We start from the raw sequence: 16591 nt of genomic DNA on the forward strand, positions 1-16591 counted from the left end.
ACTGTGAGACAGCCAAAAAATGTTGGCGAAAACATCATTTTTATGTTCTCGAAAACAGTCGATCCAAGCCAAACTTTGACCTTATTTACCCGTCATAAGATCACATTTTATCGCTACTTCGCTACGTGATCGCCGAATTCAACGAGATATTGAGTTCAAGAAAATGTTTACGAAAACAATTATTGAGAATGGATATGATTAAGTTGATACATTTACAAAGTAAACACCACAGTGTGATCATTAAAACCGATCGCGTGCCGGAAATTCTCCACTGGGGCGCGAAGATTGCTCACATTGACGAAGACCTGCTGCTCTCCACAGAGCGGCCGATCTCTCAAGCCCGTCTGGATGTGGACGTGCCACTGTCACTGTGCCCCGAATTGGGCAGTGGTCACTTTAACGCGCCTGGGATTGAAGGCCACCGCCACGGCTTTGATTGGGCGCCCGTGTTCCATTGTATTGCCACGGATGAACAAGCTGGCGGCGTCACCTTTAGATTGGTCGATGAGACCGCAGCACTTGAGCTCATTATTGAACTCAGGTTGAACCCAGAAACCGATGTCCTACAAAAGCGCGTGTCGGTCACCAACCTTGGAGAGAGTCAATACTGCCTCAGTAAGCTCTCTGCCACCTTGCCCCTGCCCAACCATGCGAACGAGTTAATGACTTTCCATGGCCGTTGGTGTCACGAATTCCACACGCAACGTCAACGCTTTGAACATGGTGGCTTCATGCAAGAAAACCGCCGGGGGCGAACCTCCCATGAAAATTTCCCAGGTGTCTTCGCCGGTACCCACGGCTTCAGTGAAGAACTCGGCCAAGTCTGGGGGTTCCATCTTGGTTGGAGTGGTAACCACCAAATGCGAGCCGATGTTCGCAGTGATGGGCGACGCTTTGTTCAAGCCGGTGAACTACTGCTCGCGGGTGAGATCATCCTACAAAAAGGAGAGTCCTACCAAAGTCCTTGGTTGTACGGCTGCTACAGCCACCAAGGGTTAAACGGCATCACACAGCGTTTCCATCAGTTTGTCCGTGACAACATTGTGATGTTTCCCAACGATAAGCCGCGCCCCGTTCACTTAAACACTTGGGAAGGCATCTACTTTGATCATCAGCCTGAATACATCATGCAGATGGCGACGGAAGCCGCTGAGATGGGAGTGGAGCGCTTTATCATCGATGACGGTTGGTTTGTGGGTCGCAACGGTGAACGCTCAGCACTCGGAGATTGGTACTTAGACGAGGTGAAATACCCCAACGGTCTCGAACCCGTGATTGAACATGTCAACCAACACGGCATGGAGTTTGGCCTTTGGGTGGAACCAGAAATGGTGAGCCAAGACTCAAACCTGTATCGGCATCACCCTGATTGGGTACTCGGTCTGCAAGGCTATCATCAGCCATCGGGTCGCTGGCAATACGTATTGGATCTGCAAAATGACGACTGCTTTCGCTACCTTTTTGACCGACTGAATGCGCTGTTGACCCGCTTCAATATTACCTACTTAAAATGGGATATGAATCGTGAGCTAGTCCAGCCAGGCCACCAGGGACGCGCGGCGGTCCATGGCCAAACCCACGCGCTGTATCGCCTGATTGATAGACTCCACCAAACGCATCCAGCCGTTGAAATCGAATCATGCGCATCCGGAGGGGGCCGTATCGATTTTGAAATCCTCAAACGCACACAACGTTTCTGGGCATCCGACTGTAATGACGCCCTTGAACGTCAATCGATTCAAAAAGGCATGAGCTACTTTTTTCCTCCCGAAGTGATGGGCGCTCACATTGGCCCCGCCGAGTGTCACTCTACGAACCGTCGCCACAGCATCAACATGCGAGGGGTAACGGCACTTGGGGGACACATGGGGGTGGAGCTCGATCCAGTGAAAGAATCACGCGAGCAGAAAGCAACCTTCTCTCACTACATTGCGCTTCATAAGCAGTATCGCCACCTATTGCACCATGGCCGAAGCTTCCGCATCGATCCTGCCGACCACAACCAAACGATCTATGGGGTCACAAACGATGACGAAATGCTCATTACCGTGTGTCAGCTCACCATGCCTGAACATGCGTTACCTTCGCCACTTCGTATTCGCTGCGCGGACATCAACGCCCAATACCGGGTGACGGTGGTGGACATGCCACAAACGAGCTTCCAACTGATGAAACAGCGCCCCAAGTGGCTGGATAAGACCCTGACACTCAGCGGGGATAACCTCAAAGAGATTGGCTTAACGTTACCGATCCTCGATCCAGAATCTGCGCTTATCGTCCATCTCAGAAAACAGTAGGGCGGAGGGTAAGCCATATCACAGCACCCGTAAGGGCCCATCTGGCGCCCTCACTGGTGCCATCCAACAATGACGAACAAAAATTGATTGATAACATGAAAGGACAAGAACAATGCCAATAACTATCCTACTGTCATTCTTCTTCTTTACCGGGTTCGTGGTGTATTTCACCTGGGCTCGCGTGAAAGATCAGAACAATGACTCCAAAGAGGGTTTCTTCCTCGGTGGCCGAAGCTTGACGGGTGGCCTCATCGCGAGCTCGCTCATCCTCACCAACCTGTCTGCAACCAGCTTTGTGGGAATGAGCGCACTGTCGTTCAAAGGCAACATGTCGGTGATGGGCTATGAAGTCGCCTCGGGCATCACGCTGATCATGATCGCGCTATTTTTGGTGCCGCGATACCTCAAGCAAGGTATCACCACCATTCCTGATTTCTTAGAGTCTCGCTATGACCTATCGGTAAAGCAGTTTGTGACCGTACTCTTCCTATTGAGCTACATTGTTAATCTACTGCCCAACACACTGTACGCTGGCGCGATGGTGATTGGAGGGATCTTCGATATTGAAACCATGCTGGGGATCAGTCGGTTTCAAGCCATCCTACTCATCGCCGCCGTGATCGGCTTTCTTGGGTTGTTCTATGCCATTTACGGAGGACTAAAGGCGGTCGTGATCGCGGATACGCTCAATGGCGTAGGGTTGATTGTCGGGGGACTGATGATCCCGATCTTTGGTCTAATTGCGTTAGGGGATGGCAGCTTCACAGAGGGCATGCACATCATCTCGACCAACGCGACGAACAAGCTTCAAGCCGTCGGTGCCGCCGACGATCCCAATGTGCCCTTCTCGACCATGTTCACTGGCTTACTCTTGGTCAATTTGTACTACTGGGGCACTGATCAAGCCATTATCCAACGCGCATTGGGAGCGAAAAACCTTAAAGAAGGGCAGAAAGGCGTCATTCTCGCGGGCGCCATCAAAGTGTTAACGCCGCTGTTCCTCATCATTCCCGGCATCATCGCTTATCATATGTTTGGCACCGTCGACGCGACAGGTCAACGCTATGAGGCGGATACCATGTACACCCGTTTAGTGAACGAAGTCCTACCCCAACCACTGGTCGGTTTCTTTTTAGCCGCCATGTTTGGCGCTATTTTGTCCACGTTTAACGGCGTACTGAACTCATCCACAACCCTCTTTACGCTCAATGTTTACAAGCCGCTTTTTGATAAAGAGAGTCGGCTCTCGGACGAGCAACTGGTCAACAAAGGACGCGTGTTTGGTCTGTTCATTGCCCTGCTCTCTGTGGGCATAGCGCCGTTCATTATGTTCGCGCCAAATGGTCTGTTCGATTTGTTGCAACGCTTAGCCGGTCTGTTCAGTGTCCCTATCTTTACCATTGTATTGATGGGTTACGTGACAAAGCGCGTTCCAGCGCTCGCCGCGAAAATCTCCCTTACCGTCTTCGTCACCGCTTACGGGCTTGTCCAGTTCACCCCAACATCACTCCACGCGGCCTTAGGCCCACTTCAACCCTTGGCCGAACTGCACTTTTTCCATCAGTTAGCCGTCCTGTTTGTCGTGTGTTGCCTCATCATGTTGGCAATCGGTCAGGTTCGTCCTCGCGACAGCGACTACGTCCTTCCCGTAAACCAAGCCATGGACATCACACCATGGGCGTTCCGTTTTGAAGCGTCGGCCGTCATCCTTTACATGGTTCTAGGCGCATACATTACGTTCTCTGATCTTGGGCTCGTGTCGGGAGACACGTCATTTATGGTGACTTACGCCCTCTGTGGCCTTGTGCTCCTCTTCGGTATCGTTGCCCGCATCAGAAAGAAGCTAAGCCGCTCAGAAAAAGCGAGTGTTCAACGAGCGTAGAGCGACGAACAACACGTTCACAAACGGTGTTCATCGCACTATCAACACGTAAGTTCTCCTAATGAAAGGAGAACTTAACGTCCACTCTAGCTTGGTGTTGACGCCTGATGTTTGCTCATCATGTCCAGCGCCTGTTGCCGTGCATTGGGCGTGCTCAAATGGTGGTCGTTCTCTTGGTTTAGCATGTCAACATTGACGGCACTACTTGCCAGTAAACACTGCATTTCACTGAGATAGTTCGCCTCATAAATCGCCACCCCAAGCGGTGTCCTCTTCAGCTGTCGAGACACTTGATACGCCAGGGCCACCTGCACCGTGTCCGGCAATTGCCAGTAATGTGCCACCGTGAAGGTCAATCGCGCCTCATACCCATGCACCAGCTTTTTAAATGCACTGGAATTGGGACTGGCCTCCGGATCGACATGCCGGAACGCTTCAATCATGATCTGAAACGTCAGCATCCGCCCCAAATTGCGTATCAACCCCACAAAGTATGCCGTCGCACTCTCTTGCTCCAGCTCAGTGCCTTTGACCAAGGCTTTGGAGAAATCCGCCGTCTGAACGCTGTGCGTCCAGATATTTTGGCCAAATTGTCGCCAGTAGACATTGAATGAAGGAGTCATCTGACGCACATACGACTCAATGACCCCTTCTATCAATCCCTGCGATCCGATGTTCATGAAGGCCGCCCTCAGATCGGTGATCGACCGTTCACTGCGCTTATAGCGAGGACTGTTGGCCAACTTGATCACATCCGCGGCCATACTGGGCTCCGACTCGATGACCTCGATGAGCGCGTCAACATGAAATTCCTCATTCTCAAGCTCTGCGATCAACGTCGACACCGACGCCGGCATGATGGGCAATTCGTTCAACATGACTTGAGGTGAGAGCAACACACGTTCGAGCTGTCCTGCCACATGTTCACTAAACGGATCCGTCTCTGTGAGAAGAGATGAATCGCCAAACAAGTGGTCAAGAAACGCCACATCATGGGGGCTCATCACCACCCCATCCAGAAGAGAAACTCTGCCTTTTTCCTTGTGTGATGGCGCAGGCTTGTCTTCGCCCACCGCAGGGACAACGCTTTCAAGATCAGACGAAGTGTGGAACAAGGCATCGAGGACTTTTTTAAACATGAGATCTTCACCGTATGAGCGTCACTATGAATGTGAGCCAGCCAGTTCATAAGATGACGTTCAACGCAGACAAACCCTTGCACCATTTCTGTTGCAGAAACACAAGAGAATGACGCCGCGATCTTGTCGCATTCAACGAATGTCACTCTTTACTTAGCCAACACCATAATATTAGATGACATTTTTAACACTAACCATCAAGTTTCAATGATGTATCTTCATTAACATCCCCTTCGCTAATGCTCCTCGTTGTGAGCACCACCGCGCACCGCACTGAGACTCAGGCCTACGACACAATCGCGCGACCCGCACGGGGCCCTGCGCTTCGCTCACCATGGATTTAACAACATCGGCATGCGCCCTACCTTAAGAGGCGATAAGGCTTGTCGTGAATGCGAAGCGCCCGGTTGCGTCACCGTGCACAATAAGGAACAATGAAGGCATGTGACCTTTAGGGAGGAAATCATGAGTGTCGAGATCTGGCTGTCCTTTGTCGCGGCGTCATTTGCGTTGTGCTTGACCCCCGGGCCAACCACCTTGCTGGTCGTAGGCCAAAGCATGGCGTATGGCAAACGCTCCGTCTTACCCACCATCCTCGGCGTCCTGTCCGGCGATCTGATTGCACTGTCGTTCTCTCTCATCGGTATCGGGGCAATTCTGGCTACCTCGGCCGCCGTGTTTACGCTCATGAAATGGGCAGGCGCGCTGTATCTCATCTACCTTGGCATCAAAGCTTGGCGTCGACCTGTGACAGAGACGGACGATGACACTGACATTCCCACCGTCGGCAACCCATGGCGAGTATACAAAGATTCCCTAATCGTCACAGCACTCAACCCCAAAGGCTTGGTGTTTTTTATGGCCTTTTTGCCACTCTTTATTACGCCCAACGCCGACAACCTGCTGGAACAAATGGCGATCCTGATCGCCACCTTCATCGGGGCATCTTTGTGCAGTGTGAGTGTGTACGCGTCTTTTGCCGGATGGATGAAAGGACGCCTTTCCTCCCCAACGATGAAAGCGCGCTTCAACAAAGCCAGCGGCGGGCTCTTAGTCGGGGCCGGGATCATGACCTCAGCCTTGGACCGATGATCGGGCAGCGGCAAGCCAGACGCGCCACAACCGATCCAACACCTAAGACTCACGTTATCGACTATACTTGGGACTTAACTCGTGATGAAGAAGGGATAAGGGCTTGCTGAAACCACTGCGAAACGCGTCTCGGCTTTGCCCCACTAAGGCTCCAACGTCAAGTGATCGATTCCCTGATATCACTATCACCAACCCAAGGCGAAAACCCTATGGACAAATCTCACTCTGCGCTTATTAAAGATGCTGGTCTTAGGGTGACCCTGCCTCGGCTGAAAGTCCTGGAATTACTTCAGTCCCCTAATACCAAGCATGTGGCCGCTGAAGACATTTATAAAAGGCTGACCGATTTCGGCGAGGATGTTGGACTGGCCACCATTTATCACATCCTCAGCCAGTTCCACGATGCTGGCATCGTGTCTCGCCACCACGTTGACAACGGCAAATCGGTATTTGAATTGTCTCACGTCGAGCACCATGATCACCTAATTTGCTTAACCTGTGGCAAAGTCATTGAATTTCTCGACCCCATCATTGAAGACAGGCAACACGCCATTGCGCGGCAGCACAACATCACGCTCACCAACCACAGCCTGTCTCTGTATGGCCACTGCCAGAGCCCCCTCTGTAATAAGTCATGAACGCGGAGCAAGCATCGCGCCTCACCGACGCTGGGCATATTGATGACACAAGTCGTCCACCAATCTGGAAATGACGCCAGGGGTGTCAATCTCACACACCGCAGTAACAAGACGCTGATGCCCCACATCCAGACCGAGTATCTGGACCCTCTCCAGCACAGAGGCTTCGCATAGGGCCGACGCGGGCAACAGACGGATCCACAAATACCGACCACACGCTTCCAATAGGATCGCGTTCACCGTCTTTTGTTGGCGAGCCCTATCTACCCACGTGACCAAGAAGTCAATATTGATGGCTCGAACTAACGAAACCCTCCGCATCCCCATTCGTTATTCCCCTAGTCCCAAACGTGTGGTGCTAAGAACATGCCGCTCTCGTAAGCGTTCACAATGTGCCGTTGGGAGGCAGTGCTTGAACGCCTCAAACACCTGCAAGGCCTCAGCCAATGACAAACTGCGAGGATCAAAGACCTCTCCCCCACAGAACTGCTGGTGCAGCGCCGCCAGCGACTCAGACTCAGGAACATAGGCCATGGTCCAGTCGCCAAACGCCCTCTCTCTGACCACCGACAGGTCAATCAGTCGAAGAGCGGCATGGCGAGGGTCGACCATGATCCGCTCATACGTGTCTTCAACTTGTGCCATCTCTCCTTCTAGATACTGAAAGAAATAGCGATTCGAGTAATGCAAAACCCCACTCACGTGATTGCGCTCATTATGCGTTCTGGCGCTGGCCAAAATGCGGTCAATTTCGTCGATATTACATTCTGTTGACATGGTACTGGCGTATATCAGTCTTGATAGCGGCATAGTCAATGTGTCCTTATCTGATCAGATAATCATTCACCCTCGATCTGCATATGCAACAATGCACACTTGAGAGTCTAGTCAAAAAATCTCACTGTGAAAAATATCGTCACACACCTCATTGGCCGTCTCACTTTCAAGAACGCCCTCAATTCTGACCACCTAGTACTTCTGTATCACTACACTGATCATGTGAACGGGCTAGGAGTATGCGTATGATCGCGGTGTTAGAACTACTGATGTTTCTCATCCCTTGGTTGGTTTACTCCGGGGTTCAGTTACAAAGGCTCCCCCCTCCACTGGCCTGTGCGATTATCCTGCCCAGTTTTCTCGTATTTGTGTCTGGCTTGATTGCTGGCTGGTTGTGCGCACTGGGCGTGGTCAAGCTTGACTGGCCTTCACCGTCATTGTTTGTGGGCAACGCCTGGTGGCACCTTGCCACCGGACCTGTGGCCTTCGTGCTCTACGTGTTGGTCATGTCTGAAATCTGCCGGCGCAAGCACTCGGTCGGCCCATAAAAAAATGGGCCGCAACCCGCAGGTTGAAGCCCATCGTATCACCACCTCAGCGCGGTAAGGTGGGAAAGCCTTACCTCAATGACTCCCATAACCGCACTTGCTTGTCCGTGCGCGTTTCCTGCTTAATCAATGTGTGAACTTTGATCTCACGGCCCCCCACCGACAATCGCAGTTTTGAAAGCTCGACTCGGTCAAGGTTTCGGATGATGATCCCCGTGTCACTCGCCGGGTCCCACAATACCAGTTGGTCACCGTCTTTTTGCACCAACAGTGCCGTTGGATCGCTGACCGCCAGTTCGATCGTCGCCGTGTGCGCGTGATCATCAATCACGATTTGCTGATAATGCGCCAATGCCTGCGCGTCAATCCGATACGTTGCTCCCGCTGCGAACCCCGATACCATCACACGAGGCACACCGCCCAACTGAGGTAACGTCACTACACCGTCTCCCCCGTCGCGGCGTTGCTGCAACACCAGCACACTCGCCTCTTCAACCACAGCGACACCGAACGCGCCGAGTGTGACAGAGCGACCGCCGTCGACTCTCATCACTTCACCCGCCGTCGCATCATAGACGATAGGTTGGCCCGAGCCAGCGTCCTTACCCAAGTACGCCAATTCGTGTTGCCCATTCAGCGCCGCCGACACCACGACCTCTTGTTCTCGTGTCAGATACCAACCCGACGTAACGCCATCACTGCGCAATGCCACTTTATCCGCCAGAGGATACTGCCTGCCCAGTGACGCCAGCGCCTCATCTAGGTTCTCAGCATGACGTCGACGCCACGCGCCATCCACCGCCACCACCGTCGGCTCAACTGACGTCGCCGCGCTCACTGGCAATACCAATCGCACGCCCGCATCGGTTTCCAACCACAATTGGGCGCCCTCTCTCGTCACTTGCGTCACGCCTGCTGTGCGACCCATATAAGGTTCGGCATCGGCAACCTGTTGAATTATCACCAGCCCCGGCGCCAACTCAGGAGCCATAGTTTGCGTATACACCGGCTGACGGAACAGGGCCTGAGCTTGGGCATCAAACACCCATGCATACTGACCATCATCACTGAGTCCCAAATAAGACAGGAATCGACCCGCTAAATTAGGCCCGGCAACAATCACCCGCTTGTGTTCAACATCAAACCACACACTGCTCGCCTGCCCCGCTTCCGATGTCAGCCCCAATACACTCAGTGCTGGCACGGAGCGCTCAGTGCTGTCCACCAAGGCCGTCAGCGCTTGGGTGAGGTCACTGCCCTGCCCCTTAAGCCAATCTTGGGTCACACCTGCCATCGAGGCCTGCCCATCATCGTTCATGACCCACAACACGCCATTGTTTTGTATCGCGTAGAGCCCCCCTTGATCTGAGAAGACCGTTTTCAGATCCGGTATCGACACCGGAGTGGCCATGGTTCCACTTTGCCCCCTATCCGCTTGGAAATAGAGACGATGTTTGTCGTGACTGTAGAAGTAAAACCCTCGCTTGGATGGCGTACTTTGATGAGTGATCGACGCCAGCAGCAAATCCCTAGGGATCGCTTCGTCCAAATTCGCTTTGACCACACCCAACGCGCCGGACAAACCGGTTTGCAACCAGTAGCGTGTGTTTTGCTCCCCATCATCGCGCTTCACAGTCACCACCTCAGCCAGATCCGCATCGACCCAATCTTGAGGGTTGAGATCATACGCAGGGGCCGCATAATGTCGGCGATCTGGGAACCAATCTCGTGTGTCAGACGCATTGCCGTGTTGGCTAGATTCAATGGCTGCCATCAACTGCGCATCCCCTTGGACGGCGATCAGGCTCATGCGATCTGACTCAACTCGATAAGTCCACGTGGTCGTGCCCCCTGAAGTGAGCGTTTGTTTGACCTCAAGATACACGTGCTGGTCTTCTTGCCAGGCTCGACTGCTTTCAATGCCTTGAGCTTCTTCACTGAAATGGATCGGCCGGTATTGCTTGAGGACCGCTCCCGTTGCAATCGACACTTGCCAAAGCTCAGGGGAGTCCGCATGCTTAAACCACGCCGTGTCATCACCGACCGCCACCAAAACGGCTTTGGCCAAAAAGGCCTGAGCTTGCGGCACGTTCGTATAGATAAATCGGTCCTGATCCACTTGGTAGAACGCCCGTCCGACAGACGCCTCGTCGGGCTGATACGCTTCCACCGCAATGAAATGTGTGTCAGGTCGGCTGGCGACCAGCGACTGTAAATGCTCTCGCAATGACTGACCTGATTTGGTCTGAGCAGGTAAGCCCTGCCAGACTTCACCATTCACTTCTATCAACGTCGCCGCACCCGCGACGCGGTCAATCCGGAAAATGTCTCCCTGGTTATCGACCACAATCAGCTCACCGTACGTGCTGTCTGGTAACCCAATGCGAACCCCACCAACCGACAAGTGATCGCGGCGAACCGCAATGGACTTCGACGCCAAGGCTGAGGCATCAAGGATCCACTGGCCGTCCTCTGGCGCAGCGCGCAGCGTCAGTGAAGCGCCGGTTTGCAGTCCGATGTGAGACGTGGCCCCGCCACCATGCAGCTGGTAATCCAGTTTACCGCTGAGTACGCCGCGCATGTCACCCAAATCGCGCATTAAGATTTGTCGTTCGGTTTCATCCAACACCACGTCAATCGTCGTATGAACGTATTCCTGGGTGATGTTTCGCACCACATACTCGGACGGGAACGTGTAGAAGTCGTAGTCAAAACGCTCATCCTGTTCCAGTCTTCGGATCACATCAAATCCCGTATCGTGTCGGGTCGTCGAGCCAGGCCAGTTCTGATAGCGGTAACTGATGTACGACTTTGGCGTCGCTGGCAATATCAACATCCGGTTTCCAGGAGCCAAGTCGGCGTAGTCATCGCCATACCCAATCCCTTCGCGAACATTGATCGCCTTCGACTTGTCCTCGACCATACGAGGCATGTCGCCGGCCCAGAAAAAGTAATTGATGCGACCAGAGCCTGTTTTACCATGGCGCGTTCGATAGAGGTACTGGCTATCAAAATGGACACGGCCCTGACGCAGATCCACTTCGGTGATCACCGCGCCATCTTGCGGTTCCAGCGCATGATAAGGCACACCACTGTCGAGCGTTTTGTCAATCGCTTGATACCCCCCTCGGCGATACGCCTGATCGACAGCATCAAAATAACGACCCACGGCCTTGGCATCTTCGGTCACCTTACCAAACGCTTCTGCTAATGCGGTAAACCCGACCGCCAAGCCACCCGCGATCACGCCAACACCGCCGAGCACAGCACCCGCCGTCGACGCGCCCGCCACGCCAGCCCCTATCCCAGCGGCACTGGTGACTAAGCTGGTCGAGTCAAACGCCAACTGCGTACCAAACACCGCTTTTTGCGCTTCATTTTGCGCATGAGCCAGTTCATAGCTGTCTAAAATGACGCTCGCAAGGTTAAAACCCACCCCGACGCCTTCGTTGACCGTATGACCGATCGCCGACACCGCCGAACGGGTCGCGACTTGCCCCTCACGCATGGCGGTTCGGTACAATTGCACGATTTTCGCCGCGTCCATGATCGTTCCATGGCCGATCTGCGCCAGATTCACATACGTGTGCACTTCGAGCGCCGTGTGCAATCCTTTCGCTAAGCGGTGGCCAGCTACCTGCGTGCGACTTTTGTTGTTGAACCAGGAAAGAATACTCTGCACCGCAAACGCGGAGTTCAGGCCGTCGACGTGTTCCACGTCTGTCACGCCATGCCGCGCCACTAAGGCCCCTTCGTGATATTGATAACGGCGTTTAATGCTCTCCAGTGCGTCGTTGTAATGGGTGGCGAATGTCCAGATACGCGGATCTTCCGTGATAAGATAACGCACATTGGCTCCCTCACCGTGTTCAATCACGGGGACCCGATACGTCCCCGCGCCCACCTCTTCAATATTGTCAAACACGATCACCGCATCTGGGTCAACCTGCTCTTGCGCAAAAAGCTGTTCGGAAGCCAGGTAGAAATCGTCCGCTACATTCGCCCCTTCCAAAAAGGTGAGTGCCGATTGCAGCTGCAAATCCCGCTGTAAGCTCGCGCCGGTGTCCGAGATGGCACTGGCGGCGGTGTCCACCACCAAGGCGTCCGCGTCGCTCGCTGGACGATACACCCCTTTCACCGTTCGCCCCGTGCTCAGGCGATAGCTTGCCATCTTCTCAATGTCGATATGATACGTCTGAAAGCGCGGTTCACTGCGACGTTGACCAAACGCTTTGTACAAGTCACCATAGTGATGCTTCACAAAATGGGTTTCCAGCCCGCGGTTCATGGCTTGCTCACTGTCAAATGAGAACAAACCAAAATTGGGATCGTAGAAATAGTAGGTACTGCGGCCTTGTTCGGCCTTCTTGCCCACCAGCATCGTATGGTTGTTAGTGTCAATCCGCAGCATTTCCGATCCTGCTTGACCCACATCGACCTGCATAAGGTGCGCCGTCAGTTCGCGGATCGACAGCGTTTTCTTCTCTGAATTCGACGACGTTGGCACCGAGATCTCCACACCAGGAATGGGCTTTTGCTCAGCATGGAAGACGCCCAAGTTTGCGAAGAACGCTTTAGACGTCGCTTGCTCAGGCTGAGCCGCGGCATCGTACATAGCTTCCGCCAACGCCCTCACGCCATCTTTGCTCGCCAGGGCGGTGGCCATGAGTCGAGATAGGGGTAAGCAGCGCCCTTGCCCTATGTTCGCCGAGAGCAGTATGAAACGCTGAGGCATCAACTGCACCGTATTGCCCCCTTCACGGTTCATGTACGTCACCATCGTCTGCGTGTTGTCCAGCGACCGTCGGTAGGCGTCCTGCTGGTAATGATCTTCAATCAAGCCCACCAGCGCGCCATTTTGTCTCGCGTTCAACGACGAGTGCGGATCAAGCAACAACCTCATCATTTGGTAGGCATCCATATCCGGTGTCAGCCCCGGAACCGTTTCGGTCGACCAAGCCGCGAGCCCTTCACGATATCGCCTGCCTTGAGGGCCCGTTGACTTATCCAGTTCTGTCTTACGCTTGTTGTAACTCTCTCGGAGCGTGACGTCAGCGCCCCCTTGTAAGCGTGGTTCATCCATGATCACACTCTCGAAGCCATCGCGGTGTTTTTTGTTCAGCCACAACCACATACGATCCAGATCGCGCGTCCGTTCAATCACAGCTCCATAACGCTCACGGTAGAACTGCTCAGTGATACTCACCGCCTGCTGCTCTGCTTCATACCGCGCTTTCTTGGTGCCAGAAGCGGTTCTGATCAGATCGTGAAGCGCAGAACGTCGCGCTCGCATCGGGGCCAACTCTCGGTTCATCGCCTCCGTCATCGCTTCTCGCACCTGCTGCCATTGCGCCAAGGCAGAATTGTCGGTCACGGTCAGCGGCTCGGAGGCATCGATAGGCCCATCCTTCGGAGCGTGTGTCCGCGGGACCCCCAGACTGGTCGCGGCCTCGATGAGACGCTGCTGACTGGCTTGACGTTCGGTTGCAAACGACGTTTCCCGCTGTGCAGTACTCACCGGCTCGGGATGCAAAATCACCGGGTCTCCCGCCGCACCCTCACGTTTCAGCCACTTAATGCCGCTGGAGACCGCCGCCACCAACTTTTGCTGCTGGGGCTGAAGCATCATTTGCCATTGTCCGTCCTTGACCAGCAGATATGCGCCTGCCACGCCCCCCTGATCGCCAGACGCCTGATAATCGTCATAATCGACTTTCATGACCACATTGTCATACAAAACCGAACTGCCCACCCGACCATCGTGATAAACCCGGTAGTGGGTCTCACTCCAGTCGGTCACAATCACCGAGCAGCCAGTGAGCGAACCGGTAAACAAAAAAGTTCCGTTCGGCGCATTTTTGGGGATATCAATGTAGGCGGGAGTCGGGTTAGTTCGTCCATTAAAACCGAGGAAGTACGCCGGCGCCGTATCCGCTCCTGCCACCTCGGCCAGGCGAACCTGGAAGCCCCCAAAGCTCGGTTCCAGGCGGGCTTGGCTCAGACCGCTGGGCAAAATCCCATGTTTGATGATTTCAATCACATCCACCGTGTGTTCGGTCAAAAACGCCCGCGGATCGTGCGTGAACGCTGCCATCTCAGCCGCGGTGTTGGTCTGCAATGCCGACGGGGACTGGTCCGCGCTTTGCCCAGGCTTGTCCCGGCCAGCTTTCGTACTCGGTGAAGGTTTGAGAATGTCGTTGTGGCCCGCGAAGACGGGCGGGTTGACTAAAAAGGATGAAATCGCTATCGCGATTAACGTTTTATTCATCAATGTGCCTCTAATGACGTAAAGGTTATTGTTATCGGTATAAGACGCCCACTGACGGAGACAGCACGACATGACAGAGTCGAGGGTTTAAATAATCAGGAAAAGGTGACAGAGTGGCACTTGTGCCCCGCTAAAGCTCTCCTTTCCCTTTATCTGGACAGTGGTTATTTAAACCTGACGAGAATGCGACGACGCGGCCAATCAAGACAGCCTGGCCACCTCGCTTAGGACGATTCTCTCGCCGTCAGAGGGCAACGAGAAGTGTAAGGAGAGAATTTCAGGAATATAGGTAAAGTATTGAAAAAGAATTGCATTGTTTTCTAGATTCAATCATTGCATGAAGGTCTAAAAAATCATTGCAAATCATAGTTTTATTAATAATAAACAGAGGGATTCAGGACAATACCTGGTATAACCCGAACCGGCACTCAGGGGAACCGAGGGCCTCAACGCGCTCAGGCTTATTGCATTTATTGAGCGATTGAATAAGAATCACAAAAACAAATAAAACCAATCACATAGATAGACCACAATGATACTTCACATCACTTTTCGCCACGGACTGTGGTCTCTAGGGTGGGACTCTCCAATCCCCCAATCCACCGTAACGAGGACAAAGCCTGTATGATCCCCCAGCTCCCTATCACCGGCGTACTGGGCGCCATCTTCATCCTGCTCAGCAATGCCGCTCTCCAGTTCCTGCTCTCCGCCGCCCTGTATGATGCTGGCTGGCGGGTCGACATAGGCGATCCCTTGTTCACCGGGCTGGTGACCTTTGTGTCTGGCGCCGTGATCATTGCTTTATACTGTCGCGGGTGCCAATGCTCGCTGTCTTCTCTGTTGCATCACAGCCCAAACAGCCGCAAAGCCACGTTACTGCTTGTGGCCTTACCACTGATGGTCATCGCCATCAGCAGTGTGGTGTGGCTGTCAGAGTTAACGCAGTGGATGTCGAGCTGGTTTCCGATCTCGCCCGACGAATGGCACTGGATGCAACGCTTATTGACAGGTGGGTGGCCATCGTTGTTAGCGGTGTGTATCGTGGCCCCTCTTATTGAAGAACTCTTGTTTCGAGGGATCATCCTGAGAGGCTTACTCCGCCATTACTCCGTGTCCACCGCCATTTTGCTGTCCACCTCCTTGTTTGCCGCGGCCCACCTAACCTTGATCCAACTGCCCACCACCTACCTCGTTGGCGCTTTGTTAGGCTGGCTGTACGTCAGAACACATTCCTTGTGGCCATCCATTTTCGCTCACGCGGTGTACAATCTCAGCGTATGGATAGTGTGGCAACTCACCGACGTCCCCCTTCAACATGAGGGCGTGTTGCCGGGCTTTGAGGTGTCGACGAGCCTCTTCTCTATCGTCGCCACTGGCGCTGGCGTCACAGTATTGTGGAAGCTGTTACACCCATGCCGCACCCCATAGAGGGTCTGTCTATCCAAAACGGTGTACCTTGACGTACACCGTCGATCTGCCCTTGCTCCGTAAAACACCACCTGCGCCGCATCACCCCATACGACAACAACCCTTTTTTCATCAAATGTGGCGAGTCCACCCGAAAAAACCGTGCCACTCGATTGAAGATCCCAGGCCCTCCCCTAAAGTCTTCCCACCGACCTCAACGTACTCAAATCGTCCCATGTCCAAACATTTATACTGCGTGAGCAACTGGACCCACTACGCCCTAGTCACCGCCTCTTCGCCATTGACAGCGCTCCAAAGCTATTTTCATACCCCTTATGTGCTTCTCGATAACGACCAATTGACCGACACCTCGGTGGTCAGCGCAATGTGCTGCGAGTACAAACATCAGGTTGAAACCCGCCTAGAAGCCTTAGCCTGTGACGCTGACCGAGTCTTGTGGATGGATCAGTACCCTGAAACGCTGCGTTTTCAGTCATGCACCCGCTGACTTTTTCCATAAGCGACCGATCTGATATACTGTTT

Annotated in this window: 11 protein-coding genes; 7 read left to right on the forward strand and 4 right to left on the reverse strand. The window is 53.5% G+C overall.

Annotation, left to right across the window (positions count from 1 at the left end):
- Positions 1-194 precede the first annotated feature (194 nt).
- Both VIC_RS07110 and VIC_RS07115 read left to right on the forward strand, forming a co-directional pair.
- Positions 195-2297: an alpha-galactosidase gene (locus VIC_RS07110; RefSeq protein ID WP_039951446.1), complete on the forward strand. Its 2103-nt coding sequence runs from the start codon at positions 195-197 to the stop codon at positions 2295-2297.
- Between the two features lie 112 nt (positions 2298-2409).
- Positions 2410-4179, forward strand: coding sequence for a solute:sodium symporter family transporter (locus tag VIC_RS07115; protein ID WP_006958745.1), 1770 nt, complete (start codon positions 2410-2412; stop codon positions 4177-4179).
- An 86-nt stretch (positions 4180-4265) separates the two neighbouring features.
- Here the strand turns inward: VIC_RS07115 and VIC_RS07120 are convergent, their stop codons facing one another.
- Positions 4266-5318 carry an HDOD domain-containing protein gene (locus tag VIC_RS07120; protein WP_006958746.1) on the reverse strand — a complete coding sequence of 351 codons (1053 nt, stop codon included), beginning with the start codon at positions 5316-5318 and terminating at the stop codon, positions 4266-4268.
- 465 nt (positions 5319-5783) lie between these two features.
- Between VIC_RS07120 and VIC_RS07125 the strand changes: the two genes are divergently transcribed.
- Positions 5784-6410 (forward strand): LysE family translocator, encoded by a 627-nt coding sequence (locus VIC_RS07125; RefSeq protein ID WP_006958747.1) that lies wholly within the window; start codon positions 5784-5786, stop codon positions 6408-6410.
- A 209-nt stretch (positions 6411-6619) separates the two neighbouring features.
- On the forward strand, positions 6620-7048 hold the full coding sequence (gene fur, locus VIC_RS07130) for a ferric iron uptake transcriptional regulator (RefSeq protein ID WP_039951447.1): 429 nt from the start codon (positions 6620-6622) through the stop codon (positions 7046-7048).
- A gap of 21 nt (positions 7049-7069) precedes the next feature.
- Here the strand turns inward: fur and VIC_RS07135 are convergent, their stop codons facing one another.
- Positions 7070-7375: a hypothetical protein gene (locus VIC_RS07135; RefSeq protein WP_039951451.1), complete on the reverse strand. Its 306-nt coding sequence runs from the start codon at positions 7373-7375 to the stop codon at positions 7070-7072.
- 3 nt (positions 7376-7378) lie between these two features.
- Positions 7379-7858, reverse strand: coding sequence for a BLUF domain-containing protein (locus tag VIC_RS07140; protein ID WP_050778609.1), 480 nt, complete (start codon positions 7856-7858; stop codon positions 7379-7381).
- A gap of 212 nt (positions 7859-8070) precedes the next feature.
- On the opposite strand from VIC_RS07140, the gene VIC_RS07145 reads away from it, so the two are divergent.
- On the forward strand, positions 8071-8373 hold the full coding sequence (locus VIC_RS07145; protein ID WP_039951452.1) for a hypothetical protein: 303 nt from the start codon (positions 8071-8073) through the stop codon (positions 8371-8373).
- Positions 8374-8443: 70 nt separating this feature from the next.
- On the opposite strand, the gene VIC_RS07150 is transcribed toward VIC_RS07145, so the two are convergent.
- Entirely contained in the window at positions 8444-14467 is a 6024-nt protein-coding gene (locus VIC_RS07150) for a TcdA/TcdB pore-forming domain-containing protein (RefSeq protein ID WP_330217468.1), read from the reverse strand.
- A gap of 798 nt (positions 14468-15265) precedes the next feature.
- On the opposite strand from VIC_RS07150, the gene VIC_RS07155 reads away from it, so the two are divergent.
- Positions 15266-16069 (forward strand): CPBP family intramembrane glutamic endopeptidase, encoded by an 804-nt coding sequence (locus tag VIC_RS07155; RefSeq protein ID WP_006958753.1) that lies wholly within the window; start codon positions 15266-15268, stop codon positions 16067-16069.
- Between the two features lie 235 nt (positions 16070-16304).
- Entirely contained in the window at positions 16305-16556 is a 252-nt protein-coding gene (locus VIC_RS26205; protein WP_080555915.1) for a hypothetical protein, read from the forward strand.
- The last annotated feature ends 35 nt before the right edge of the window (positions 16557-16591 follow it).

Origin of the sequence: Vibrio coralliilyticus ATCC BAA-450 (assembly GCF_000176135.1) — a bacterium.
Lineage (GTDB): Bacteria > Pseudomonadota > Gammaproteobacteria > Enterobacterales > Vibrionaceae > Vibrio > Vibrio coralliilyticus.

What these genes read in the sequence shown, in the direction of transcription:
- VIC_RS07145 (WP_039951452.1), top strand. Translation starts at nt 8,071, where the DNA reads ATGATCGCGGTGTTAGAACTACTGATGTTTCTCATCCCTTGGTTGGTT.
- VIC_RS07125 (WP_006958747.1), top strand. Translation starts at nt 5,784, where the DNA reads ATGAGTGTCGAGATCTGGCTGTCCTTTGTCGCGGCGTCATTTGCGTTG.
- VIC_RS07150 (WP_330217468.1), bottom strand. Translation starts at nt 14,467, where the DNA reads ATGGCAGCGTTCACGCACGATCCGCGGGCGTTTTTGACCGAACACACG.
- VIC_RS07120 (WP_006958746.1), bottom strand. Translation starts at nt 5,318, where the DNA reads ATGTTTAAAAAAGTCCTCGATGCCTTGTTCCACACTTCGTCTGATCTT.
- VIC_RS07140 (WP_050778609.1), bottom strand. Translation starts at nt 7,858, where the DNA reads ATGCCGCTATCAAGACTGATATACGCCAGTACCATGTCAACAGAATGT.
- VIC_RS07135 (WP_039951451.1), bottom strand. Translation starts at nt 7,375, where the DNA reads ATGGGGATGCGGAGGGTTTCGTTAGTTCGAGCCATCAATATTGACTTC.
- VIC_RS07110 (WP_039951446.1), top strand. Translation starts at nt 195, where the DNA reads ATGATTAAGTTGATACATTTACAAAGTAAACACCACAGTGTGATCATT.
- fur (WP_039951447.1), top strand. Translation starts at nt 6,620, where the DNA reads ATGGACAAATCTCACTCTGCGCTTATTAAAGATGCTGGTCTTAGGGTG.
- VIC_RS07115 (WP_006958745.1), top strand. Translation starts at nt 2,410, where the DNA reads ATGCCAATAACTATCCTACTGTCATTCTTCTTCTTTACCGGGTTCGTG.
- VIC_RS07155 (WP_006958753.1), top strand. Translation starts at nt 15,266, where the DNA reads ATGATCCCCCAGCTCCCTATCACCGGCGTACTGGGCGCCATCTTCATC.